Origin of the sequence: Ferrovibrio sp., assembly GCF_965278975.1 — a bacterium.
In the GTDB taxonomy this organism is placed as follows: Bacteria; Pseudomonadota; Alphaproteobacteria; order Ferrovibrionales; family Ferrovibrionaceae; genus Ferrovibrio.
The window spans coordinates 758,627-782,446 of sequence record NZ_OZ257126.1 but is presented as its reverse complement, the minus strand read 5'-3'; the positions used below and the strand labels follow the sequence as shown (position 1 = coordinate 782,446).

Genomic DNA, 23,820 nt, shown 5'->3' with positions numbered 1-23,820 from the left:
AGGATAAGAAAAACCCCGGGCAGTTGCTCGCCCGGGGTATGCGGCCTTAGCGGCCGATTTCTTTGTTCCAGCGCGTCAGGATGGCATCGCGCTGGGCGGCGGAAGCGGCGAAATCCATCTTGTAGAGGATCGTGCCCGGATCCTCCGGCATGCCGGCTTCGCGCGCCACCTTGCCTGGCTTGAAGCCCGGCAGCGTCACCAGTTCCTTGTACTTGCCGTAGAGGCCGGCGGCATTGGCCGAAAGCGTCCAGTCGAGGAACTTTTTGGCATCCGCCTTGTTCTTCGAGGCAGCCATCAGGCCCGAGGCTTCGAGTTCGTAGCCCGCGCCTTCCGCTGGCAGCACCATGGCCAGCGGGAAGCCTTCCTCCACCGACTTGATCGCGGCGAAGGCCAGCGACGTGCCGACGGTGAATTCGCCGGCGCGTGCCTGGCGGCAGGGGCGCGAACCAGACTTGATATACTGGTTCACGTTGCCATCGAGCTGCTTCAGGAAAGCCCAGCCCTTCTCTTCGCCCATCTTCTGCAGGATCGACACGATCTGCAGATAGCCGGTGCCCGACGACACCGGATTCGGCATCGCGATTTCACCCTTGAAAGCCGGGTTGAGCAGATCGGCCCAGCTTTTCGGCATCGGCAGGTTCTTCTGCTTCAGCCGTTCGGTGTTGACGCAGAAGGCGCCGATATAACCGGTGGCGGCAAACCACTTCTTGTCGGAGGCGAGATAGGCACTGCCCATCTTCTCCGTACCCTTGGCGGCATAAGGCTCCACCAGGGCCAGCACGCGCGGGTCCATCATGTTGGTGACGGCCCAGCCCCAGATTACGTCATGCTGCGGATTGCCGGCCTCGGCCAGGATGCGGGCGCCGAGATCGCCGGTAGAAAGGCGCAGCACATTCACCGTCACATCCGGGATGTCCTTCTTCGCCTGCGCCACATAATCGGCGATTTCGTCTTCTTCCAGCGCCGTATAGACGGTGATGGTGCCAGCCTGGGCCTGGCTGGCCGCGGCCAGCAGCAGGGCGCCAGCGGCCCAGCCGAAAAGCTTGTGCTTCATATTGTCCCCCTTGGTAGCGTGGATTTGCATAATCGTGGAAAGCGTCCCCTGAATTATTGCGGAATTGTTGCAGAGAAGCGCAAGGCCGTCTATATAAATTCCACAGAAACACACAAATCCACAAAATGCCACTCAGCGCCACACCATCCGGCTCCCAGCCAGCCCCCGCCGAACCCGGCCCCGAATTGCGGGCCACGGCGCAGGCGTTGGCGGCTGCCGCGCGCCCCATCGCGCAGCGCTATTTCCGGCAGAAATTGGCGGTAGAGCACAAGGCGGATCACAGCCCGGTGACGGTGGCAGACCGTGCCATCGAGGCGGCGATGCGCTCAATCATCGCCGAGCGCCACCCGGAACATGCCATCTATGGCGAGGAGCATGGCGCCGAACGACTCGGCGCCCGCTATACCTGGGTGATCGATCCCATCGACGGCACCAAGAGCTTTGTAACCGGCCTGCCATTATTCGGCACTTTAATTGCCTTGCTTGAGCATGGCGTACCCAAGCTCGGCATGATCGACATGCCGGCCCTGCATGAAACATGGGTGGGCGAGGCCGGTCAGCCGACGCGGTTCAACAATGCCCCCTGCCGGGTCAGTGGCTGCACCGATCCAGCGGAAGCCGTGCTCTACGCCACCTCGCCGGATATGTTCGAAGGCGCGGCGCGGACTGGTTTCGAGCGGGTGAGCGAAGCCGTGCGGCTGCGCCGTTTCGGCGGCGATTGCTACGCTTATGCACTGCTGGCGGCGGGTTATGTCGATCTGGTCATTGAGGTCGGCTTACAGCCTTATGATTACCTGCCGCTGGTGGCGGTGATCGAGGGCGCCGGTGGCGTGGTAACGGATTGGGCAGGCCAGCCGCTCAGGCTTGGTTCGGATGGCCGCGTTGTTGCTGCGGCATCGCCGGCCTTGCATGCCTGGGCACTGGGATTGATCAATAAGTCTTGAACGGGACTGAACGGGGGATGGCTAGGATGGCGTTGCAGTCGAGGCAAGTGAAAACCGTGGCCGATGCCCGCCGCATCGTGGCCGAGCGCAAGATCGACCGGGTGAAGGTCGGCGCCTTCGATGTCGATGGCGTGCTGCGTGGCAAGTATATCTCGGTTGAGAAATTCCTCTCGGCGCTGGATAGCGGCTTCGGCTTCTGCGACGTGGTGCTGGGCTGGGATTCCAATGATCAGCTCTACGACAATGTCAGCTATACCGGCTGGCATACCGCCTATCCCGATGCCCCGGTGCGGGTGCTGCCCGATACCTGCCGCGATATTCCCTGGGAACCGAATACCCTGTTCTTCCTGGGTGAATTTTCACCGCCAGCCGATACCGTCTGTCCCCGTGCCGTGCTGCGCCGTGTGCTCGAACGGGCCGACAAACTCGGCTACAAGGTGCTGGGCGCCTGCGAATTCGAATTCTTCGTGTTCGACGAAACACCACATTCGATCCGTGAGAAGGGTTATCGCGGCCTGAAGCCGATCACGCCGGGTTTCTTCGGCTATTCCGTGCTACGCAACTCGGTGGAGTCCTCGCTCTATCACGATCTGATCGATCTCGGCGTGAAGATGGATTTCCCGCTGGAAGGCCTGCATACCGAAACCGGCGCCGGCGTGCTGGAAGCCGCGATCACGGTGGATGAGGCATTGAAAGCCGCTGACAAGGCCGCCCTGTTCAAGACTTTCACCAAGGCGCTGTTGCAGCGCCAGGGCAAGATGGCCACGTTCATGGCGAAATGGTCGCATGACTGGCCGGGCCAGAGCGGCCATATCCATCTTTCGCTGAAGAAGAAGGATGGCAAGACCGCCTTCCACGATCCGAAGCAGAAGCACAATATCTCCGACACGATGCGGCATTTCATCGGCGGTCAGCAGGCCTTGCTGCCGGAACTGCTCTCCATGGTCGCCTGCACGGTGAACAGCTATACCCGCCTGATTCCAGGCTTCTGGGCGCCGACCCAGGCTTCCTGGGGCGTCGAGAACCGCACCACGGCGTTGCGCGCCATTCCCGGCTCGCCGAAGTCGCAGCGCGTCGAATTCCGCATCGCCGCCGCCGATATCAATCCCTATATCGCCATGGCGGCGGCCATCGGCGCCGGCCTGTGGGGCGTGGAAAACAAGATCGAGCCGACACCGGCCTTGCAGGGCAATGCCTATGCCGTGGACCTGCCGGCCAAGTACCAGTTGCCGCGCACCCTGTTCGAGGCGGCCGGCCGCCTGAAGAAGAGCAAGCCGGCGCGTGATCTGTTCGGCGATGCTTTCGTCGAGCATTACGCCGCTACGCGCGAATGGGAAGAACGGGAATACCGCAAGGCAATCACCGACTGGCAGTTGGCGCGTTATTTCGAAATCATCTGAGGTCCGCATGTTGAAATGTGTCAGCCCGGTCGACGGCCGGGTCTATGTCGAGCGTGAACTGGCCAAGGCCGCTGCCATCGAGGCGGCGCTGGCAAAGTCGGTTGCCGCCGGTGCTGCCTGGCGGGCCACGCCGCTTACGCAGCGCCAGCAGGTGCTGCGTAAGGCGGTCGCCGCCTTTGTTGCCAAGGGTGCCGATATCGCCGCCGAACTTACCTGGCAGATGGGCCGTCCCTCGGGCCAGACACCCGGCGAAGTACGCGGCTTCAACGAGCGCGCCAGCCACATGATCGATATCGCGCCGCAGGCCCTTGGCGATATTGAGCCGGCCGCGAAGGATAATTTCCGCCGCTTCATCCGCCGCGAACCGCATGGCGTGGTGTTTGTCATCGCGCCGTGGAACTATCCCTATCTCACCTCGGTGAACGCGGTGATTCCGGCCTTGCTGGCTGGCAACACCGTGCTGCTCAAACATTCGCACCAGACTCCGCTCTGTGCCGAACGCTATGCCGAAGCCTTCCGCGAGGCCGGCCTGCCCGAGGGCGTGTTCCAGTATCTGCATTTGAGCCATGCCGATGCCGACAAGGTGATGCGCGATGGCCGCGTCGGCTTCGTCGCCTTCACCGGCTCGGTGGCTGGCGGCCATGCGGTGCAGCAGGCCCTAGTCAGCCGCTTCGTCGGCGCTGGCCTTGAACTTGGCGGCAAGGATCCAGCCTATGTCCGCGCGGATGCCGATCTGGCCCATGCGGTGGAAAACCTGGTCGATGGCGCCTTCTTCAATTCCGGGCAATCCTGCTGCGGCATCGAGCGCATTTATGTGCACGAGAAACTCTATGGTGCTTTCGTCGATGGCTTCGTCGATCTGACCAAGAAGTATGTGCTGGGCGATCCGACTAAAGCCGAAACCAATCTCGGCCCGATGGTGCGCGTCGCCGCTGCCGATTTCGTGCGCGGCCAGGTCGCCGAGGCGGTGACCCAGGGCGCGAAATCCCTGGTGGCGCCGAGCCATTTCAGCGTCGACCGCGAGGGTACGCCCTACATGGCGCCACAGGTGCTGGTGGATGTGACGCACAAGATGCGGCTGATGTCGGAAGAGACTTTTGGCCCCGCCATCGGCATCATGAAGGTAAGTTCGGATGCCGAGGCCGTGCACTTGATGAATGACAGCGACTATGGCCTCACGGCAGCGATCTGGACCAAGGACGCGGAAGCCGCCGCGCGGCTCGGCGCCGAGCTTGAGACCGGCACAGTGTTCATGAACCGCTGTGATTATCTCGATCCGGCCCTGGCCTGGACCGGCGTGAAGAATTCCGGCCGTGGCTGTACGCTTTCCTCGGTCGGTTTTGAATCACTCACCCGGCCGAAATCCTTCCACCTGCGCCTGAATACCTGATTCTCTGGAGTTCGCCCCATGCTCGTCGGTAAATGGAATTATCCCACCACCATGTGGGTCGGCCCTGGCCGCATCAAGGAATTGCCGCAGGCCTGCCGTTCGCTCGGCATGCAGCGCCCGCTGTTGATCACCGATGCCGGCCTTGCCAATGCGCCGATGGTGCAGGCGGCAATTGCCGGCAATGCAGCCGCCGGTCTGCCCACCGGGCTGTTTGCGGGTGTGAAGGGTAATCCCACTGGCGCCAATGTCGATGCCGGCGTGGCGGCCTATCATGCTGGCAAGCATGATGGCGTGATCGCGTTTGGCGGTGGCAGCGGCGTTGATGCCGCCAAGGCTATTGCACTGATGGTCGGCCAGGATCGCCCGCTCTGGGATTTCGAGGATGTCGGCGACAATGCCGACCGTGTCAACGTTGCCGGCATGGCGCCGGTGGTGGCAGTGCCCACCACATCGGGCACCGGCTCGGAAGTCGGCCGTGCCTCGGTGATCACCAAGGAAGACGTCCACGAGAAGAAGATCATCTTCCATCCGCGCATGCTGCCGGCCCTGGTAATCGCCGACCCGGAGCTTACCGTTGGCCTGCCGCCGCATATCACGGCGGCCACCGGCGTTGATGCCTTCGTGCATTGCTTTGAAGCCTATTGCGCGCCGGGTTTCCATCCGATGGCAGATGGTATCGCGCTGGAAGGCATGCGGCTGTGCAAGGATTACCTGGGCCGTGCCTACCGCGATGGCACGGATATCGAGGCGCGCTCGCGCATGCTGGCGGCTGCCTCCATGGGCGCTGCGGCGTTCCAGAAGGGGCTGGGCGGCGTGCATGCCCTGGCGCATCCGATCGGCGCGGTCTACGACACCCATCACGGCCTCACCAACGCCGTGCTGCTGCCCTATGTGATGCAGCATAACAAGGCGGCGATTGCCGAGCGCATGAAGCTGCTGGCCCGCGTGCTGGACCTGTCGGGAAATGGCTATGACGCCGTATTCGACTGGGTGCTGGCCTGGCGCTATGAACTCGGCATCCCGAACACGCTGGCCGAAATCAAGGTGCCGGTGGATGATGCCGCCATGATCGGCCGCATGGCTGAGGCTGATCCGTCTGCCGGCGGCAATCCCTGCCCGGTGGACGCGGCGGCGCTGGAAAAGGTGTTCCGCAAAGCGGTGGCCGGCGACCTGAGCTGAAGCCCATGGCGCCGCGTATCCTGATCGCCGATGGCAATCTGACTGCGATCAACCAGGCGAATATCGCTGCGGGCGGCACGGCCAGCGGCGCGCATTATGCCGACGTGCTGCGGGGCCTGGATGCGCGGCTTGAGATTGAAGTGACGCATCCGGCCGATGCCGCCGATCCCGGCCTTGATTTCAGCCGTTATACCGGCGTTGCCTTTACCGGTTCGGCGCTGAATGTCTATGACATGACCGAGCCGGTGACGCGCCAGATCGATCTGGCGCGGCGGGCGCTGGATGCCGGCTGCACCCTGTTCGGTTCCTGCTGGGGATTGCAGGTGATCGCCACGGCGCTGGGTGGCCGGGTACACAAAAATCCGAAAGGCCGCGAAATCGGCGTGGCGCGGCGCATCCATCGCACGCCGGCCGGCGCCGGGCATCCACTGCTGGCTGGCAAGGCTGCGGTGTTCGAGGCGATCTGCGTGCATCTGGATGAAGTGGCGGAAGTGCCGCGCGGCATGACCGTGCTGGCCAGCAACGCGGTCAGCGATGTGCAGGCGGCAAGCTACGGCGATGCCAAAGCTGGGCCGCATGCCTGGGCGGTGCAGTATCACCCGGAATATGATTTCAACGAAATCGCCGCAGTGATGAACCGCTATGGCCCGCGCCTGCTGGCCGATGGCCTGTTCCCTGATGAAGCGGCGATGCAGCGCCATCTGGGCGAATTGCGGGCGCTGCATGCCGAGCCGGGGCGGCGTGATCTGGCCTGGGCCCATGGCCTGGATGAGAGCACGCTGAAGCGCGAGGAACGAGAGCGCGAATTGAAGAACTGGCTCGATATGGTGGTCTGGCCGCGCTGGCAGGCCGTGCAGTAGGCCGCCGTATTCCACACCTGCCCGGCTTGGCAAGCCGCCCGACCTTGGCAAACGGATTGGGCGCGCTATGTTGCCGGCATGCTGAAACTCTCCATTCTCGATCAATCCACTGCCGCTGCCGGGCGCGGCCAGGATCAGGCCATCCGCGATACCCTGGCGCTGGCCGAGCAGGCCGAGGCGCTTGGTTATCACCGCTTCTGGGTCTCCGAGCACCATAACCACGACAGCATCGCCGGCACCGCGCCAGAAGTGCTGATGGCGGCGATTGCGGCGCGCACCAGCCGTATCCGCATCGGCAGCGCCGGGGTGATGCTGCCGCATTACAATGCGCTCAAGGTAGCCGAACAGTTCCGCGTGCTGGATGCGCTGGCGCCGGGCCGCATCGATCTTGGTGTTGGCCGCGCACCGGGCGGCGACAGGCGCACCGCCTATGCGCTCAATCCGCATGCCTTTTCCGCCGGTGAGGATGAATTCCCGACCCAGGTGCGCGACCTGGAAGGCTGGATCGCCGGCTATACGCCGAAGGAAGGCGATCCGCGCCATGGCGTGCGTGCCTTTCCGATGGCACCGAGCCAGCCACGGCTGTGGATGCTCGGTTCGTCGGATTATGGTGCGCAACTGGCGGCGCATTTCGGCCTGCCCTATTCGTTTGCCTATTTCATCACCGATGGCCGTGGCGCCGAGCAGGCGATGGAAGTCTATTACCGCTATTTCAAGCCGACGCCACAGCAGCCTGAGCCGGAAGCCAATATCTGCGTCTGGGCATTGGCGGCGGAGACGCGCGAGGAGGCCGAGCATCTGTTCATGACCCGGGCGCGCTGGCGCCAGGGCCGTGACATCGGCGAATTGCTGCCGTTGCAGACGCCGGAAGCGGCCGCAGCCCATGATTACACTGCCGTGGAGCGGGCCAAGCTGGAGCGTGATCGCAAGCGCGCCCTGATCGGCACGCCAGCTGAACTCGGGCAACGCCTGCGCGACCTGGCGGAAAGCCTGAAGGTGCGGGAATTGGTGATTTTGACCTGGACCCATGATCCGGCGGCGAAATTGAAAAGCTACCAATTGCTGGCCGAGGAATTTAACCTCTCCCGCAGCTAATGACTGGGAGAGGGACATGTCCGAGACGGAATTGAAGCAGCTTTTCGAGGCCGGCCTGAAAGTGCGCCGCGAGGTGCTGGGTGCCGATTATGTCGATTCATCGCTGGCCAAGGCGAACGACTTCACCATGACCTTCCAGCATGCCACCACGGAATTCTGCTGGGGGTATGTCTGGGATCGCCCCGGCCTGGAGCGCAAGACGCGCTCGATGCTGAACCTGGCCATGCTCACCGCGCTGGGCCGCACGCCGGAATTGAAGCTGCATGTGCGAGGCGCCATCACCAACGGCGTCAGCGTCGATGAGATCAAGGAAATCCTGCTGCAGGCCACGATCTATTGCGGAATCCCGGCGGGACTTGATGCCTTCAAGGCGGCGAGCGAAGTGCTGGTGGAACTCGGCAAGCTGCCGAAGGCCTGAAGCCGCAATCTATTGCGTCTGATGCCCGGCGTTCAGGGTCTTGTGCAGCACATCCAGCATGTTGCGCGCGATCGGATCCTGGCCGTTCAGGATCAGGGTCAGGGCGATGCGGGTCACGCCCATCTTGGACGCAATCATGTCCATCGACAGGCCTTTGACGCGGCAGACCTGGGTCACCAGGTCGAAGCTGCCCTTGGCCAGGAAGACGCGGCCCCAATCATCGCGGTGTTCCAGCTTGATCACCGGCGGCAGGGCCGGTTGCTTGCCCGCTGGCGGCGCGGAAGGCGGCGGGCCAGAGGCGCCACCACGAACCCGGCCGGCTGCCTGCGGCGGCCGGCTGCGGGGCTGCGGCCGCTGGTTGGGATCGCGTTCAAACACCGCCAGTTCCGGCGAGCGGTCCATCAGCATCTGCAGCATGTTGCGCATATGCTGCATCAGTTGGCCGGCTGAGCCATCCGCTTCCGGGCCGTCGGACAGAATATGGGCCAGTTCGCCCAGCCGCTTCAGGCGGGAGGAGAAGAATTCGCGCGCACCATAGGGCAGCGGCGCCTGGGCTTCGATCAATCCCTCCAGATAGCTCTGGGTGATGTCGATTTCCATTTTCAGGATCTTGGCGCGAATCTGCGTCACATAGCGGCGCAGTTCGTCGCGGCGGTCAGATTTCAGCAGGGTGAGGCGGCCTTCGGCGACCTCGGCCGACTGGTGGAAATCATCGATCATTGCACTGAAGCGGCGGAAGCCGGCGACGTTGTCGCGGCGTTCGGCCGGATTCTCGGTGAAACGGAAAATCTCCATCGCCCGCGCTTCGATGCGCGAGACCAGTTCATTGCCTTCCTGGGTATGTTGATCGACGATCATGCTTAAAAGTACCTCGCCCGGCGCTAATCCTGCCGGCACTACAGTCTACGATAGCATGGGGCGCTTTCCGCCCCAAGGCACTGTGGAAAAATTACGCCGCCCAGCTTTTAGGCAGCGTTACGCAGGCCTTCGCGGGCGATCCAGGCTTCAGTCTTGGCCAGGGCGCGCTCGAACCGGTCGAACATTTCGTCGATTTCAGCTTCCGTGATGATCATCGGCGGGCAGAAGGCCAGGGCATCGCCAGCCAGGGCGCGATGGATCAGGCCTTCTTCCTGGGAAAAGGCAGCACAGGTGGCACCCACGGCCATGGCCGGATCGAAACTGCGCCGGCTGGCCTTGTCGGCTACCAGTTCCACGGCGCCGATCAGGCCGACGCCGCGTGCCTCGCCCACCAGCGGATGATCGGCCAGGCACTTCAGCCTCGCCTGGAAGCGCGGCGCCACCATGGCGACGTGATCATAGATTTTGCGTTCTTCGTATAATTGTAGGGTGCGCAGGGCGACCGCCGCCGAGACCGGATGGCCGCCATAGGTGAAGCCATGGCCGAAAGTGCCGATGGTGCCGGACTGGTCGCGGATCGCTTCGTAGATCGGCTCGCTGATCATGCAGGCGGCGATCGGCAGATAGGCCGAGGAAAGCTGCTTGGCGCAGGAGATCATGTCGGGCTGGAAGTCCAGCGTCTGTGCGCCCCAGACATTGCCGGTGCGGCCGAAGCCGCAGATCACTTCGTCCGATACGCTCAGGATGTCATGCCGCTTCAGCACCGCCTGGATCGCCGGGAAGTATCCTTCCGGCGGCACGATCACGCCGCCCGCGCCCATCACCGGTTCGGCGAAGAAGGCGGCCACCGTATCCGGGCCTTCACGCTGGATGAAGTCCTCCAGGTTCTGCGCCAGCCGCGCGACGAATTCCGCCTCGCTCTCGCCGGGCAGGGCGAGGCGGTAGTAATGCGGGCAATCGACATGCTTCACGCCGGCAATCGGCAGATCGAAGGCGCGATGATTGGCGGGCAGGCCGGTAAGGCTGGCGGACGCAATAGTGACGCCATGATAGCCGCGCTGGCGCGATAGCAGGGTTTTCTTCTTCGGCCGGCCGATGGCGTTGTTGTAGTACCAGATGAACTTCATCTGGGTATCGTTGGCTTCCGAGCCGGAATTGACGAAGAACACCTTCGATATCGGCACCGGCGACAGGCTTTTCAACTTCTCGGCCAGTTCGATTACCACCGGGGCGCTCTTGTGGCCGAAGGAATGATAGAAGGGCAGCTTGCGCATCTGCTCAATGGCGGCATCGACCAAAGCCGGTTCCTCGAAACCAAGCCCGGCGCACCACAGGCCGGCCAGCGCCTCGATATATTCGCGGCCCTGGTCATCGTAGACATAGATGCCCTTGCCGCGTTCGATCACCAGCGGGCCGGCCTTCTCATGCTTGACCAGATTGGTATAGGGGTGCAGCACATGGGCGATATCGCGTGCGGCGAGCGAATTTGGCAACTGGGTCATGGGTCTGCTTTCTATCTCCGTTGGGGCGATTAGACCGGCTTAACCCCCGCCCGGCAAGGGTCCAATTGGCGCCTGACAATGCCCCGCCGCCCAGGCTAAATTAGGCGGATGACCCATGCCGATCTTGAACTCCGCTCCGAATCCGATGGCCTGATCCTGCGCGGCCATGTCTGGCGTCCCGTGCCCAGTGCCGAGCAGCCACGGCCTAAGGCAGTGGTGCATATCGCCCATGGCATGGCTGAACATGCCGGTCGTTATGCCCGTTTCGCTGGGGCACTGAACGCCGCAGGCTATGCCGTCTACGGTTTCGATCATCGCGGCCATGGCCGCACGGCAGTGATGCATGGTGGCACCGGTGCGCTCGGCCATATGGCGGATGGCGATGGCTGGAACCGCGCGCTGACCGATCTGCTGCAGATCAACCGCTTCGCTGCCGCTGCCGAGGGCGGATTGCCGGTGCTGCTGTTCGGCCATTCCATGGGCTCGTTCATGACGCAGCGTTATGTCGAGCTGCATGCGGCGACGATCCGGGGTGCCGTGCTCTGTGCTTCCAACGGCAAGCCGCCGCCGATTTCCGGCCTGGGCAAGCTGATCGCGCGGGCCGAGCGGCTGCGGCTGGGCCGCCAGGGCCATAGCGCGCTGATCCAGAAGATGGGACTTGGTGCCTTCAATAAACGGTTCGAACCAGCACGCACGCCGTTCGAGTGGTTGTCGCGCGATGCGGCGGAAGTCGATGCGTATATGGCAGACCCGTTCTGCGGCCATGAAATGAGCACGCAGTTCTGGGTCGATTTCCTTGATGGCCTGTCGGAAATGGCGGAACCTGCCGAGCAGGCCAAGGTTCCGAAGGATTTGCCGCTGCTGATTATCGCCGGCACCCATGATCCGGTTTCGGCGGGTACACGCGGCCTGCACCAGCTATTGCAGGCTTATCAGGCTGCCGGTCTGAGCCGCGTGGAGCATATTTTCTACGAACAGGCGCGGCATGAACTGCTCAACGAAACCAACCGCGATGCAGTGACCGCCGACGTAATCCGCTTCCTGGATGGCTGCCTGGCTTGAGCCGGCCTAGCCGTTATTGGCGGCGGCCGGCAGGCTGCGGCCATCGAGATTCTCATATACCCGGCGCAGCAATTCCTTGAGCTGCGCTTCCTCGGCTTCCGTGAGACCTGCCAGGGCATTGCGCTCCAGCGCCTCGGCTGCTGGCAGCAGCCGCTGCACCATCTCGCGACCACGCGGCTCGATGCGGATGGCGACGGCGCGGGCATCGGTATTGGCCCTCGTGCGGCGCAGCAGGCCGGTGGTTTCCATGCCGCCGATGATGCGCGAGAGGGTCGAGATTTCAATCGAGGTGCGTTCTGCAAGATCGGACAGCCGCTGGCCATCCTGTTCAAACAGCGCAGCGAGTACGCGCCAGTCCTGAATGCCAAGCCCCTCGGCGCGCAGCCGGATGCTGAAATGCGCGACCAGGCGAACGCCGGCGCGGTTGATCAGATAGGGCAGGTAGTTATCCAGCGCGAACGGCGTCATCAGCCGAGCTTGCCGAGCACCGCTTCGATCTTCTGCTTCATCGTGGCGGCGTTGAACGGCTTCACCATGTAATTGTTCACCCCGGCCTGAATGGCGGTCTTCACCAGCTCGGTATCGCGCTGGCCGGTGGCCATGATGAAGGGCATGCGCTTGGTCAGCGGGTTGGCACGGATGGTCTTGAGCAGGGTCAAGCCGTCCATCCCGTCCATGTTCCAGTCGGAGATGATGAGGTCGAATTTATTCGAGTTCATGGCCAGGAGCGCCTCATTGCCACTCTTGGCCTCGACGACATTCTTGATGCCGATTTCCTGCAGGCAATAGCGGGCAATGCCGCGCATGCTCATCTGGTCGTCGACAATCAGAACCCGCAGTTGGCTGGCCACCGGCATGTTCGATCCTCGCTCCTTCCTTTTACCAGTCACCCCGCCGAATGCCTAAAACGGCAACGGTTACAAGGCGATGAATAACCCAAAACGCCCGGTATCTCAATGCTGCCAAGGGCCTGTTGGAGGCCGTCGGACCGGGTTCAGACGCACTCTAACGCTGCTTGCAGCGGTTCAGGATTTCCGCCGCAACCTGTCCGATCGGTGCTTCCTGTTGCACCGCTCCTACCAGTTTCGCTGCTTTCGGCATGCCATAGACCAGGCTGGTGGCCTCATCCTGGCCGATGGTCTGGGCCCCGGCCTCCAGCATTTTCTTCAGGCCGGCGGCACCATCCTTGCCCATGCCGGTGAGGATCACGCCGATGGCATTATGTCCGGCATGCTCGGCCACCGAACTGAACAATACGTCCACGGAGGGACGATGGCCGGAAACCGGCGGGTCGTGGTTGAGCTTGGTGTAGTAGTGTCCGCCGGAACGATGCAGCGTCAGGTGGAAATCGCCTGGTGCGATATAGACATGGCCTGGAAAGACGCGCACCCCATCCTTGGCCTCCGAAACCGAAACCGCGGAAAGCGAATCGAGGCGGGCGGCGAAGCTGCCGGTGAAACGCGGTGGCATATGCTGGGTGATCAGGATCGGCGGGCTGTCTGGTGGCAGCACGGTGATCACTTCCTTCAGCGCCTCGACGCCGCCTGTGGACGAGCCGATGGCGCAGATGATGTCGGTGGACGTGAAGCCGGGGCCCGGGGTGAGGCGCTTGGGCGCGGTGCCTTCGGCCGGACGGCTGCGTGCAACCACACGGGCAGTGGCAGCCATCTTTACCTTGGCCACCAGCTCGCTCTTGATCTCTTCCAGGGCGTGCTTGATGTCCAGGGTGGGCTTCGGCACGAAATCGACCGCACCCATTTCCAGCGCCTGCATGGTGATCGAGGCGCCCTTCTGGGTCAGGGTGGATACCATCACCACCGGCATCGGCCGCAGCCGCATGATCTTTTCCAGGAACGAGATGCCGTCCATGTTCGGCATTTCCACGTCCAGGGTCAGCACATCCGGATTGAGTTCCTTGATCATGCTGCGCGCCACCAGCGGATCCGGCGCGGCACCTACCACCTCGATGTCCGCATCACTGCTCAGCGCAGATGTCAGCAGCTGACGGATCAGCGCCGAGTCATCGACAATCAGAACCTTGATCTTTTTTGCCATGCCTAGTCCCGGACGCGTCTGCTTAAGCGATCTTGCGATGGATATTGCGGCCCAGCAGCTTGAACCGTTCGGTGATGCCGAACAGGTTCTCTGAATGGCCGATATAAAGGAAGCCGCCCGGCACCAGCAAATTGGCATAGCGGTCGAACAGCACCCGCTGGGTGTCCTTGTCGAAATAGATTACCACATTGCGGCAGAAAATCAGATCGAACGGCCCTTTCATCGGCCAATGCGACATCAGGTTCAAGTGCTTGAAGGCGATGAGCTGGCGCAGTTCCTGGCGCACCCGCACTTTGCCGGGGCCATGCGGCTCGAAGCATTTGTCGCGGATATCGGCCGGCACACCCTCTGCCGATTCCGTGCTGTAGACGCCTTCATTGCCCCGGCGCACCATCTCGGTATCGATATCGGTGGCCAGGATCTTGGCATCCCATTGTGCCAGATCGGGCATCGACTGGCGCAGCGTGATGGCGATGGAATAGGGCTCCTCGCCGGACGAGCAGCCGGCGGACCAGATGCGCAGGCGCCGGCCCTGGGTCGTCGAGCGGGTGCGGATTTCGCTCAAAGCCTGACCGGCGAGATGCTCGAAATGATGATTCTCGCGGAAGAACTTGGTCAGGTTGGTGGTCAGCGCATTCAGTGTGGCACCAAGTTCGTCGATGCCTTCCGGGCTGGCAATGAAGTCGCAATAGGCACGGAAGCTCGGGATATGCAGTTTGCGCAGCCGCTTGGCGAGGCGGGCATAGACCATGTTCTGCTTCGACGGGCCAAGGTCGATGCCGGTCTTTTCCTTCAGCAGTTTGGCCAGGAAGGCATAGTCATCGGCAGAGAAGGTGAACTCCCTGTCGTCTGCTACCGCGTTTGTCATGGCTGCGGCATCCCTGTTCATTCCTGCGGGCGCTGCCTCAGGCCGCCCCGGCATCCGCAGACGGGCCGGCAAGCATCGGACGTGCCGCCGTATCTGCCGAGTCCAGCATGCGGCCGGAGAACATGCGATCCAGCCCAATCAGGCCGACCATGCGTTCGCCCACGGTGATCAGGCCTTCCATGAAGCCGATACCCGAAACCTGCTCCATCTCCGGCATCGGACGGATTTCGTCCTCGTTGATGGTGATGATGTCGGATACGGCATCCACCAGGATGCCGACAATGCGCGAAGCCACGGAAACGATGATCACCACATTGTACTTGGTCGGTTCGGTGCGCGGCATGCCGAAGCGGGCGCGCAGATCGAAGATCGGCACGATGGCGCCGCGCATGTTGATCACGCCGCGTACCACTTCCGGCGTGTTCGGCAGCGGCGTGGTCTCTGACCAGGCGCGGATTTCTCGCACCGCCATGATGTCGACGCCGTATTCCTCGCTGCCTACCGTGAAGGAGATCAGCTGAATGGTGCGGCTGGAGCGGGCGCCGGCTTCGGCGCCTTTTGCGGTGGCTTGAGCGGTGGCGGACATGACAGCCTCCTTTAAGTCGTGGTCACGACGCCGCGGCGGCGTTCAGCGCCGTCACATTGCCGTTGCCGGAGGAAACCCGCGACGCGGGTTGCCGCATCTCGTTCTCCGCGATGTATTTGATGCCTGCGACGTCCAGAATCAGCGACACGCGGCCATTGCCCAGGATGGTGGCGGCGCCGACGCCACGGATCGGATCGAAATTCTCTTCCAGGCTTTTGATAACCACCTGCTGCTGGCCGATGATCTCGTCCACCACCAGGCCCATCTTGGTGCCGTCTTCCATCTCCACGATGATGACCAGCGCCTTGGTCGGGTCGTCGATGCCGCTCGCCACCTTGAAGATGCGGTGCAGATAGACCAGCGGTACATATTCGCCACGGATGCGCAGCAACTGGCTGGCATTGGCCACCACGTTGATCTGGTCGGCCTCAGGCCGCAGGCTTTCCACGATATTGGCCAGCGGCAGGATGTAGCTCTGCTGCCCCACCTTGAGCACCATGCCATCCAGCACGGCCAGCGTCAGCGGCAGGGTGAGGATGAAGCTGGAACCCTGGCCGGGGCGTGACTGGATATGCACGCGGCCACCAAGCGACTGGATGTTCTGGCGCACCACGTCCATGCCGACACCGCGGCCGGAAATGTTCGATACCGTGTCAGCAGTGGAAAAGCCGGGCAGGAAGATCAGGTTGTCGATCTCTTCGTTGCTCAGCACCGCATCCGGTGCCACCAGTTTCTTCTCGATCGCCTTCTTCATCACCTTGTCACGGTTGATGCCGCGACCATCGTCGGAAATCTCGATCACGATGCGGCCGCCGCGCTGATCAGCGGAAACATGGATCACGCCTTCCGGCGGCTTGCCCACGGCAAGGCGGTCGTCCGGATTCTCGATGCCATGGTCGCAGGAATTGCGGATCATGTGCGTCAGCGGATCGCCCAGCTGCTCGATTACCGTCTTGTCGATCTCGGTATTCTCACCGCTCATGTCGAGGCGGATTTTCTTGTTGGTGAGCTGCGCCAGTTCGCGCACCAGGCGCGGCAGCCGTGCGAACACGCTTTTCACCGGCTGGGCGCGCATCGCCATCACGCTTTCCTGCAGGTCGCGGATGTGATGCGAAAGTTCGGCCAGGCCATTGGCGAGTTCAGGATGCTGGTCGGCATGCAGATGCTCGGTCTGCTGCGCGATCATGGCATGGGTGATCACCAGCTCGCCGACCATGTTGACCAGCTTGTCGACGCGATCCAGATCGACACGGATCGAGCGTACCGACTTGGCGCCTTCGCCGCCGGCGGCAGCGCCGGGCTTGGCTTCCGCCTTCGCGGCTTCAGGATGCGGGTCCTTGTGTTCGTGCGGTGCGGCGGCGGCTGGCTGCGGTGCGACGGCAGGGGCGGGTTCGGCCGGCTTGGATGCGACGGGCGCTGCTGCGGCAACCGGGGCCGCGGCCGGCCTGGGTACTTCCTGCGGAGCGGCTTGCGATGCAGCCTGGGGCGCGGCCTCGGTCGGCGGATTGAGGCAGGTGATTTCCAAGTCGCAATCGTCGAGCACGAATTCGAACACGTCGCGGATGGCGTCTTCGCCCTGGTCCGTCTCGATGTCAAATTCCCACTTGATATAGGCGCCCTCGGCATTCATGCGGTCGAGGTCAGGCAATGCGCTGGTATCGGCGCGGGCCAGGAAGCCGCCCAGATTGCGCAATTCGCGGATCAGGATCAGTGGCTCGTTGGCGCGCTGATAGAGCGCATCGCGCGGGCTGAATTTCACCAGATATTTCAGCGTCGGCACCTTAGCCACTTCCGGCTCAGGTTCCGGCTCCGGCATCAGGTTGTTCAGGCCCAGTTCGGCATCCAGTGCCGCCAACTCGTCATCGGCGGCATGCGGATCGGCATTCACGCCGATGGTGGCGGCCAGCGCGATCAGCGACTTGCGACCGTCATTCTCATGCTCTTCAGGCAGTTCGCCGCCGGTCTGGGCGGCCTTGACCAGATCGGACAGGATGTCGGCGCAGCGCAGCACCAGCAGCACGGAATCCGGGGTCGGTTCCAGCCGGCCATCCCGCATCAGGTCCAGCACGGTCTCAAAGATATGCGCGAAATTCACCAGGCGGTCAAAGCCGAAAGCGCCGGCGCCGCCCTTGATCGAATGGATGGCGCGGAACACGGCGTTCAGCGTGTTGCTGTCGCCTTCGCCGGCCTGCAAGGCCATCAGATGGCCTTCCAGATCGCTCAGCAACTCTTCGCATTCCTGGAAGAAAGTCTGCTTAAACTGCTGCAGTTCATCCATCGGGCGGCACCTCCGGCTTCAGCTCAGGGGCTGACTTTGCGGATCACTTCAAGCAGCTTGGCGGGATCGAACGGTTTCACGATCCAGCCGGTGGCACCGGCGGAGCGGCCTTCGGCCTTCTTCGCCTGGCTGCTTTCGGTGGTCAGGATCAGCACCGGCGTCGCCTTGCATTTCGGCTTCTTGCGCAGTTCCTTGATGAACGTGATGCCGTCCATCACCGGCATGTTGATATCGCTGATGATCACGTCCACGTCATGCTGGTCCAGCAGATCAAGGCCTTCCTGGCCGTTCTCGCCCTGGATGACGGTGTAGCCGCCCTGCTTCAGCGCGAACTGAAGCATCTGCAGCATGGTCTTCGAATCGTCGACCGTGAGGACGGTTTTAGTCATGTTTGTACCGGCCATTTCATGAGAAACGAAAATAGCCCCAGATCGTCGAAGGCCGAAACGAAAGCATCGCTCGGCGACTTGATGACGAAGGCGGCTTGGTTTTGCTCCAGCTGCTGGAGCGCGGCGATCAGTACCTGCACGCAAGGTGTGGAAAGACGGTCCACGGCGGAGGCATCGACCACCAGCTTGCCGCCGGCGCCGATCGCTTCCTGCATTGTCTGCAGCAGCGGTTCGGCTGCCCGCAAATCCATCGTTGCCGCCAGTTTGAGCTGGACTGCGTCGTCGGCCTTGACGATGCTGAACGGCTCCATGGTTTAGCCCCCCTTGCGGCGGTTCACGCGCCGGCGGTTTTCGCCGTCAGGGGAGCCTAGCCGATGGCTGGGGGGGCGGCAAAGGGGTTGCGTTGTTAAATTGCGTAGATAACTTGGTAAAAATCGCCAAGCAAGCACGGCCACAAGGCCTGTCAGGTAGTCCGGAATCTGACGAATTGAGCCCTAATGGCGGCTATTGCCGGCGGGACATGTCAAACGTGGCGGCATGACGCGCCAGGGTTGACAGTTTCAGCCCGGCATAGCGCTGGTGCAGTTCGGCGCGGGTGCCGCCGGCAAGCTGGAACATCAGCATGATCGAGCTTTCCAGGTCATCGGCACAGCGCACCAGGCTGTCGAGATCACCATCGGCCATTTCGGTCTGGCCCAGGCTGCGCAGGTAATCGACGATCCACAGCGAATGCACGGCCAACTGCGACAGCGTCTGGCCGTGGAATTTGGTCTCGGTGTTGAAGTGGTCGGCAAGCCGGGGCAGGGGGCCATTGGCTCGGCTGTCGTGGGATTTCGCACCATCCTGGCTGGTGGACAGCTCTTCCGCCTCCACGTCGATCACCGTATCGGCGCCGAAGGCGAATCCGTCATCATCCTGCTGCGGCCAGGGCGCGCTATCCAAGGCAGAATCCTGCGGTAAGAGATTGATTCGGCTATGCCGAATCGGACTAAATCCCGATTCGTTCAGACCTTACTGGCACCGAGTCGCAGGGTCAAGCCAGAACCGCTGCATGCAGTGGTGCGGCAATATCCCACCCACTAACTCTAGCGTTTTTTGGCCAAGGATTTTGGATTTGGCGTTTTTGCCGAATTCAGCCGCGGCCGCCGATGCGCGCGCCGGTCTTCAGCACCACGGTTTCAAGGCCGCGCACCAGTTCGCGGCCAATGGCGCCGCCATCGCCGGCGATCTTCTGGCTCAGCACCACATAGAGTGCATCGATATGCGGCTGCACCACAGCCGCACTCACCGAGGTCTCGGGGCTGTTGATGCAATGCTCAAGATAGTTGCTGAGGAAATGCGTGATCTCGGTGACCAGCGGGAAGCCGAAGCTGCCGCCCAGCCCCTTCATGTCCCAGCAGATGCGCAACATGCTCTGCACGCCGGCCGGATCGTCCAGATTGGTGTGGCGCAGTTCGTCGAAGGCTTCGCGCAGGCGGCCCAGATCCTTGTCGGCCCATTGCTGGTACATCTTCTGGCCCAGCACCTGGATCGCGGTTTCGGCTTCCTTGATCGTCTGTTTATCGAACCCGCCAGTCCCCACTTTCATTTTCAGAAAGTTGGGCGGATCGATGAACTCGCCTTTCTTGGTCTGGTCCGACATCGGGTCCGGAAATCCTTCAACGCCCAGAGTAAAACAGCTTCATGCCGAAGCATCTGATTGCTCGGGCAAGGCTAATACTTTCGAACGAGGCACGCAATCAATTAGCAGCGCATCATGCGATTGGCGGCACGCAGCGCGGGCTAAAACAGTTCCACATCATCGCCGGCGGGCTGCTCCGGTTTCACTATCGGCTTGGCCTGATCAGTGCCCGGCCCAAGCAGGTAGTGATGAAAATGTGCCCGCACCATTTCCAGATTCTGGCCCGCCAGCAGGCCCTCACCCCAGCCAGTGGCGCGATCCGTCAGAGTGGGGGCCCAGTCCCGGCCGAAGCGTTCGCGGATCAGATCTTCCACATAGCGCAGCGCATTCACCACATGCTGCTGGCGCTGATTGCGCAGGTCGTCGCCTTGCATCAGTTCGACGATCGCCGCCATCGCTGGGGACTGCGGCAGCTGCGCACCGATTTCCATGAGTTGCGCGCTGAAGGCCTGCGCCGATTTCGACTGTGCGTTGCGCAGGTCCTCGATTTCTTCCTTGATCGCCAGCATCACCAGGGCAATGAAATCCAGCAATTCACGTTCGGCAACGGTTGGCGGTTCCCGCCCTGCCGTTTTGCCGTTCTGACCGTTGCTGGCCTGCCGTGTCACGCCAGGTTTGCGCGCCACCGGACTCCCCTATGCTTGTGTTATCGGTGCCCCTGGCAAGCATTAAGGCACAAGACGGGGTAAAATGCGACCAACTCCCGACCATTTAAGCGTCCGGCATACAAGCGCCCGGCATTTAAGCGATTGCGCCGCAGCCTGCCCCGTTCCATTATGCCGCCGGGGGCAAAGGCGGCTGCCAGCTGCCTAAAGTTGCGTGCAGTACAACCAGGCCGTTGATTCCGGTGTGGTTGCGGTCTGGAGGATGGCGGCCGCCAATGGATCCGCTCGATATCAAGGAAATGCTGCACCACCATCAGCTCTGGCTGAAGGGTCTGCCCACTGGCAAGGCTGCGGATTTCGGTGGCAAGGACCTCACGGGTGCCGACCTCTCCAAGGCCGATCTGCGGCGGGCGAATTTCCGTGCCGCCATTCTGCGCAATTGCCAGCTGCAGGGCGCCAATCTGGCGCAATGCAGTTTCTTCAAGGCGGATCTTTCCGGCGCAGACCTTTCCGCTGCCGATCTGACCCGCGCCGACATGCGCGGCGCCGTGCTGGAAAGCACCAACTTTGCCAATGCCGTGATGGCCGGGGTGAATTTCCGCCGTGGCCTGGAGCTTGGGGAGGCAGCCCCCGGTGCCGGCACCGCCGATGGCATCGCAGTGCTGCGCCAGAATATCACCGGCAGCAATTTCGCCGGTGCGAACCTGGCCGGAGTTGATGCGCTGGGAGCCGATTTCACTGGCAGCAATCTTGCCGGTGCCAACCTGGAGAATTCCGCGCTCACCGATTGTCAGTTGGCCCAGGTTGACCTGTCGAATGCCAATCTCGGTGGTGCCACCCTGGTCGGTGCCAATCTGGTGGGTGCCGAGCTTTCGGGCGCCAAGCTTGCCGGCGCCACGCTGGCCGGCGCCAATCTGACCGATGCCCATCTGCATGGCGTCGATCTTGAAGGGGTTGAGGTCTATGGCGCCAATATCGCCATGGCCAACCTTGGTGCCGAGGCCCTGCCGCCGCCCAAGCCGCTGACACCGGAAGAGATCACCGCCCAGCTTGAAGAGCATCGCCGCTGGGTGCAGACCGGCCGTGGCCAGCCGGCCAACCTGCGCGGGGCGGATCTTTCCGGCTTCGACTTGCGCGGGCAAGATCTGTCGGGCATTCGCTTGCGTGGTGCCAAGCTGCGGGAGGCTCGTCTGGAGCGCACTGTGCTGCGCTTCGCCGATCTTTCCGGCATTGATGCCCGCGATGCCGAGGCTAAAGGTGCGGTATTCCTGGGGGCCACGCTCACCGGCGCCGATCTGCGTTTTGCCGATATCGCTGAAGCCGTGTTCGGCAGTGCGGAAATCCTCACCGCCCAGGGTGAACGTACCGGCCGGCGCATGCGTTGCGACCTGACGGGGGCCAATCTCGGCGGTGCTCGGGTTGATGCGGTGCAATGGAACGATGCCGTGATCGAAAAGGTTACCGGCCTTGAACCCGGCATGGTCGCCGGTCCATGATGGCCGCCGCATGAGCACGCTGGGCACAAATCTGCAACGAAATGAGGCGGGCTTCGGCGTGGCGCCGATGAGCGAGCGTCGCCGGTATTACGACCCGGTGCTCAAGACCCATGTCGTGCAGGTATTCCAGGGCGATTTCTACGTTTCGACCCAGCCGGGCGAGATGCTGGCCACAGTGCTCGGCTCCTGTATCGCCGCCTGTATTCGTGATCCTGTGGCCGGCAAGGGCGGCATGAACCACTTCCTGCTGCCCGATAAGGGTGGCGATAACAACCCGGACCTGCCCTTCTCGGCCTCGCTGCGCTATGGCAGCTACTCGATGGAACAGCTCATCAACGGCATCCTGGCCGTAGGCGGGCGGCGCGAGCGGCTGGAGGTGAAGGTATTCGGCGGCGCCAATGTATTGGCTGGCCTGCGCGGCATCGGGCACCAGAATGCTGATTTCGTCGAACGCTACCTGAAGGCTGAAGGTTTTCGCGTGATGGGCGCCGACCTGCGCGGCAACCTGCCGCGCAAGGTGCAGTATTTTCCAGAGACCGGCGTTGTGCGCATGAAGCAGATCGAGGATGCTAGCGCCAAGGCGGTGTTCCAGCGCGAAACGGCGAAGAAGATCACGGCGGTGCAGAATACCGCTGGCAGCATTGAGCTGTTCGACTGACGGCCCGGCAAGATGACGTACAAGCTCAATAATGTTGCCTGCCTGGTGGTTGAATCCAATCAGAACCACATGCAGTTGATCAAGGAAGTGCTGCGCCCGCTTGGCATCACCAAAGTGGCCGAGGCAACCAATGCGCAGGTTGCGATTGCATATCTTGAGAATAACGTCGTCGATATCATCTTCACCGAATGGCACATGGACGGTGAGATGGATGGCATCGGTTTCGTTGAATGGGTGCGCAAGAATCCGGCTTCGAAGAACGTATTCGTGCCGATCGTCATGGTCACGGCGCAGTCTGAAGAGTGGAAGGTGATCAAGGCACGCGATGCCGGTGTCACCGAATTCCTGGTCAAGCCGTTCTCGGCTTCCACCATGGCCAAACGCATCACCGTGGTGATCGAGAATCCGCGCACCTTCGTGCGCACCGATGAGTTCTTTGGCCCCGACCGCCGCCGCCACCGGGTTTCCAACTACACCGGCGAAGAACGGCGCAAGGATCTGCTGGCCAAGGGTGACCAGGTGATGGACGAAAGCTCGGTGGAAGAACTGCTCAAGGAACTCTGAGCGTTTACCGGGTTGACGCACAGGCGTCATGGGGCCAAGATTCGGCCCAGGAACACCCATGGAGGCCAGCCCGCGCGGCATGAGCGATATCGTCGCCTTTCAGGATTTCCGCCCCGCCAAGGGGCAGGCGGCGCAGCCGCTTCAGGCCGTGGCCAATCCGGCGGCACCGCCAGTCGTATTTTTCGACCGGCGCGAATTCGCTCAGATTCTTGATCTTTATTCCCGCATGGTCGGGCGTGGCGAATGGCGCGACTACGCCATCGGACATGACAGAGAGAGCTGCAGCTTCGCGGTGTTCCGCCGCAGTGCCGATGGCGCGCTCTACCGCATCGTGAAGACGCCGAAGCTGGCGCGCCGCCAGGGTGCTTTCGCCATTCTCGGCCAGGGCGGCCGCATCCTGCGGCGTGGCCGCGAACTGGCGATGCTGCTGCGTTATTTTGAACCCAAGCGAGACGCATTGGCCTGAAAGGCCAACACAGCAAAAAAGCCCCCGCCCGGCAAGGCGCCGGAGCGAGGGCTCTGATTCCGTCTAGGGCCTGAAATCTGGCCGGAAGCTCGGCCGATCAGGCGGCCTTCTTGGTGGTAGCCTTCTTGGCCGGCTTGGCAGCGGCCTTCTTCACCGGAGCTTTCTTCTCGGCAGCCGGCTTCTTGGCGGAAGCCTTCTTGGCCGGAGCCTTCTTCGCGGCCGGCTTGGCCGGGGTGGCCGGAGTGGCCTGGGCCTGAGCGGCCGGCGCGAAGGCCGGGGCGACGACGCCAGACAGGAAGCCAGCGACGATAAAGGCAGCGGCAATCGTCTTGATACGGGTGAACATTGCTATGATCCCTAAGATTGAGGCTGCATGCCTGCCCATATGCATAGGTAGGCTGGCTGCATCGGC

At 62.4% G+C, this 23,820-nt stretch carries 27 protein-coding genes; 12 read left to right on the top strand and 15 right to left on the bottom strand.

Annotated elements, in window-relative coordinates:
- Window positions 1-46 precede the first annotated feature (46 nt).
- Window positions 47-1,054 (bottom strand): ABC transporter substrate-binding protein, encoded by a 1,008-nt coding sequence (locus ACQY7X_RS03735; RefSeq protein ID WP_428248508.1) that lies wholly within the window; start codon window positions 1,052-1,054, stop codon window positions 47-49.
- A 125-nt stretch (window positions 1,055-1,179) separates the two neighbouring features.
- On the opposite strand from ACQY7X_RS03735, the gene hisN reads away from it, so the two are divergent.
- The 7 genes from hisN to ACQY7X_RS03700 all read left to right on the top strand — a co-directional run bounded on the left by hisN (window position 1,180) and on the right by ACQY7X_RS03700 (window position 8,340).
- Window positions 1,180-1,998, top strand: a complete 819-nt coding sequence (hisN, locus tag ACQY7X_RS03730; RefSeq protein ID WP_428248507.1) for a histidinol-phosphatase — start codon at window positions 1,180-1,182, stop codon at window positions 1,996-1,998.
- A 26-nt stretch (window positions 1,999-2,024) separates the two neighbouring features.
- Window positions 2,025-3,398: a glutamine synthetase family protein gene (locus ACQY7X_RS03725; RefSeq protein ID WP_428248506.1), complete on the top strand. Its 1,374-nt coding sequence runs from the start codon at window positions 2,025-2,027 to the stop codon at window positions 3,396-3,398.
- 7 nt (window positions 3,399-3,405) lie between these two features.
- Window positions 3,406-4,788, top strand: coding sequence for an aldehyde dehydrogenase family protein (locus tag ACQY7X_RS03720; protein WP_428248505.1), 1,383 nt, complete (start codon window positions 3,406-3,408; stop codon window positions 4,786-4,788).
- 18 nt (window positions 4,789-4,806) lie between these two features.
- Entirely contained in the window at window positions 4,807-5,967 is a 1,161-nt protein-coding gene (locus ACQY7X_RS03715) for an iron-containing alcohol dehydrogenase (protein ID WP_428248504.1), read from the top strand.
- 5 nt (window positions 5,968-5,972) lie between these two features.
- Complete coding sequence (locus ACQY7X_RS03710) at window positions 5,973-6,827, top strand: type 1 glutamine amidotransferase (RefSeq protein ID WP_428248503.1); 855 nt, start codon at window positions 5,973-5,975, stop codon at window positions 6,825-6,827.
- A gap of 78 nt (window positions 6,828-6,905) precedes the next feature.
- Window positions 6,906-7,922 carry an LLM class flavin-dependent oxidoreductase gene (locus ACQY7X_RS03705; protein ID WP_428248502.1) on the top strand — a complete coding sequence of 339 codons (1,017 nt, stop codon included), beginning with the start codon at window positions 6,906-6,908 and terminating at the stop codon, window positions 7,920-7,922.
- Window positions 7,923-7,938: 16 nt separating this feature from the next.
- Entirely contained in the window at window positions 7,939-8,340 is a 402-nt protein-coding gene (locus ACQY7X_RS03700; protein ID WP_428248501.1) for a carboxymuconolactone decarboxylase family protein, read from the top strand.
- A 9-nt stretch (window positions 8,341-8,349) separates the two neighbouring features.
- Here the strand turns inward: ACQY7X_RS03700 and ACQY7X_RS03695 are convergent, their stop codons facing one another.
- Both ACQY7X_RS03695 and ACQY7X_RS03690 read right to left on the bottom strand, forming a co-directional pair.
- The gene (locus tag ACQY7X_RS03695; RefSeq protein WP_428248500.1) at window positions 8,350-9,198 is read right to left on the bottom strand and encodes a hypothetical protein; all 849 of its coding nucleotides are present in this window, start codon (window positions 9,196-9,198) and stop codon (window positions 8,350-8,352) included.
- 107 nt (window positions 9,199-9,305) lie between these two features.
- Window positions 9,306-10,700 carry an aspartate aminotransferase family protein gene (locus ACQY7X_RS03690; RefSeq protein WP_428248499.1) on the bottom strand — a complete coding sequence of 465 codons (1,395 nt, stop codon included), beginning with the start codon at window positions 10,698-10,700 and terminating at the stop codon, window positions 9,306-9,308.
- Window positions 10,701-10,808: 108 nt separating this feature from the next.
- On the opposite strand from ACQY7X_RS03690, the gene ACQY7X_RS03685 reads away from it, so the two are divergent.
- On the top strand, window positions 10,809-11,762 hold the full coding sequence (locus ACQY7X_RS03685) for an alpha/beta hydrolase (protein ID WP_428248498.1): 954 nt from the start codon (window positions 10,809-10,811) through the stop codon (window positions 11,760-11,762).
- A gap of 6 nt (window positions 11,763-11,768) precedes the next feature.
- Here ACQY7X_RS03685 and ACQY7X_RS03680 read toward each other — a convergent pair whose 3' ends face one another.
- The 11 genes from ACQY7X_RS03680 to ACQY7X_RS03630 form a co-directional block, all read right to left on the bottom strand.
- Window positions 11,769-12,230, bottom strand: coding sequence for a MarR family winged helix-turn-helix transcriptional regulator (locus ACQY7X_RS03680; protein WP_428248497.1), 462 nt, complete (start codon window positions 12,228-12,230; stop codon window positions 11,769-11,771).
- Window positions 12,230-12,619 (bottom strand): response regulator, encoded by a 390-nt coding sequence (locus tag ACQY7X_RS03675; protein ID WP_341979046.1) that lies wholly within the window; start codon window positions 12,617-12,619, stop codon window positions 12,230-12,232. The genes ACQY7X_RS03680 and ACQY7X_RS03675 overlap by 1 nt, the downstream gene beginning before the upstream one ends.
- A 148-nt stretch (window positions 12,620-12,767) precedes the next feature.
- Window positions 12,768-13,817 carry a protein-glutamate methylesterase/protein-glutamine glutaminase gene (locus ACQY7X_RS03670; RefSeq protein WP_428248496.1) on the bottom strand — a complete coding sequence of 350 codons (1,050 nt, stop codon included), beginning with the start codon at window positions 13,815-13,817 and terminating at the stop codon, window positions 12,768-12,770.
- 22 nt (window positions 13,818-13,839) lie between these two features.
- The gene (locus tag ACQY7X_RS03665; protein WP_428248495.1) at window positions 13,840-14,685 is read right to left on the bottom strand and encodes a CheR family methyltransferase; all 846 of its coding nucleotides are present in this window, start codon (window positions 14,683-14,685) and stop codon (window positions 13,840-13,842) included.
- 37 nt (window positions 14,686-14,722) lie between these two features.
- A complete protein-coding gene (locus ACQY7X_RS03660; RefSeq protein WP_428248494.1) occupies window positions 14,723-15,271 on the bottom strand; it encodes a chemotaxis protein CheW in 549 nt (182 codons plus the stop codon).
- A gap of 22 nt (window positions 15,272-15,293) precedes the next feature.
- Complete coding sequence (locus tag ACQY7X_RS03655; protein ID WP_428248493.1) at window positions 15,294-17,549, bottom strand: chemotaxis protein CheA; 2,256 nt, start codon at window positions 17,547-17,549, stop codon at window positions 15,294-15,296.
- 23 nt (window positions 17,550-17,572) lie between these two features.
- Window positions 17,573-17,938: a response regulator gene (locus ACQY7X_RS03650; protein ID WP_428248492.1), complete on the bottom strand. Its 366-nt coding sequence runs from the start codon at window positions 17,936-17,938 to the stop codon at window positions 17,573-17,575.
- Window positions 17,935-18,249 carry an STAS domain-containing protein gene (locus ACQY7X_RS03645; protein WP_428248491.1) on the bottom strand — a complete coding sequence of 105 codons (315 nt, stop codon included), beginning with the start codon at window positions 18,247-18,249 and terminating at the stop codon, window positions 17,935-17,937. Before ACQY7X_RS03645 ends, ACQY7X_RS03650 begins: the two co-directional genes overlap by 4 nt.
- 193 nt (window positions 18,250-18,442) lie before the next feature.
- Complete coding sequence (locus ACQY7X_RS03640) at window positions 18,443-18,880, bottom strand: hypothetical protein (RefSeq protein WP_428248490.1); 438 nt, start codon at window positions 18,878-18,880, stop codon at window positions 18,443-18,445.
- Window positions 18,881-19,070: 190 nt separating this feature from the next.
- Window positions 19,071-19,580 carry a hypothetical protein gene (locus ACQY7X_RS03635; RefSeq protein ID WP_428248489.1) on the bottom strand — a complete coding sequence of 170 codons (510 nt, stop codon included), beginning with the start codon at window positions 19,578-19,580 and terminating at the stop codon, window positions 19,071-19,073.
- Window positions 19,581-19,720: 140 nt separating this feature from the next.
- Window positions 19,721-20,245, bottom strand: coding sequence for a hypothetical protein (locus ACQY7X_RS03630; protein ID WP_428248488.1), 525 nt, complete (start codon window positions 20,243-20,245; stop codon window positions 19,721-19,723).
- 254 nt (window positions 20,246-20,499) lie between these two features.
- On the opposite strand from ACQY7X_RS03630, the gene ACQY7X_RS03625 reads away from it, so the two are divergent.
- The 4 genes from ACQY7X_RS03625 to ACQY7X_RS03610 are packed head-to-tail and all read left to right on the top strand — an operon-like array spanning window position 20,500 to window position 23,408.
- Window positions 20,500-21,720 (top strand): pentapeptide repeat-containing protein, encoded by a 1,221-nt coding sequence (locus ACQY7X_RS03625; RefSeq protein ID WP_428248487.1) that lies wholly within the window; start codon window positions 20,500-20,502, stop codon window positions 21,718-21,720.
- Between the two features lie 10 nt (window positions 21,721-21,730).
- Entirely contained in the window at window positions 21,731-22,378 is a 648-nt protein-coding gene (locus ACQY7X_RS03620) for a chemoreceptor glutamine deamidase CheD (protein WP_428248486.1), read from the top strand.
- 12 nt (window positions 22,379-22,390) lie between these two features.
- On the top strand, window positions 22,391-22,942 hold the full coding sequence (locus ACQY7X_RS03615; protein WP_428248485.1) for a response regulator: 552 nt from the start codon (window positions 22,391-22,393) through the stop codon (window positions 22,940-22,942).
- 58 nt (window positions 22,943-23,000) lie between these two features.
- Window positions 23,001-23,408 carry a DUF2794 domain-containing protein gene (locus ACQY7X_RS03610; protein ID WP_428248484.1) on the top strand — a complete coding sequence of 136 codons (408 nt, stop codon included), beginning with the start codon at window positions 23,001-23,003 and terminating at the stop codon, window positions 23,406-23,408.
- A gap of 97 nt (window positions 23,409-23,505) precedes the next feature.
- On the opposite strand, the gene ACQY7X_RS03605 is transcribed toward ACQY7X_RS03610, so the two are convergent.
- A complete protein-coding gene (locus ACQY7X_RS03605) occupies window positions 23,506-23,754 on the bottom strand; it encodes a hypothetical protein (protein WP_341979061.1) in 249 nt (82 codons plus the stop codon).
- Between the last annotated feature and the right edge of the window lie 66 nt (window positions 23,755-23,820).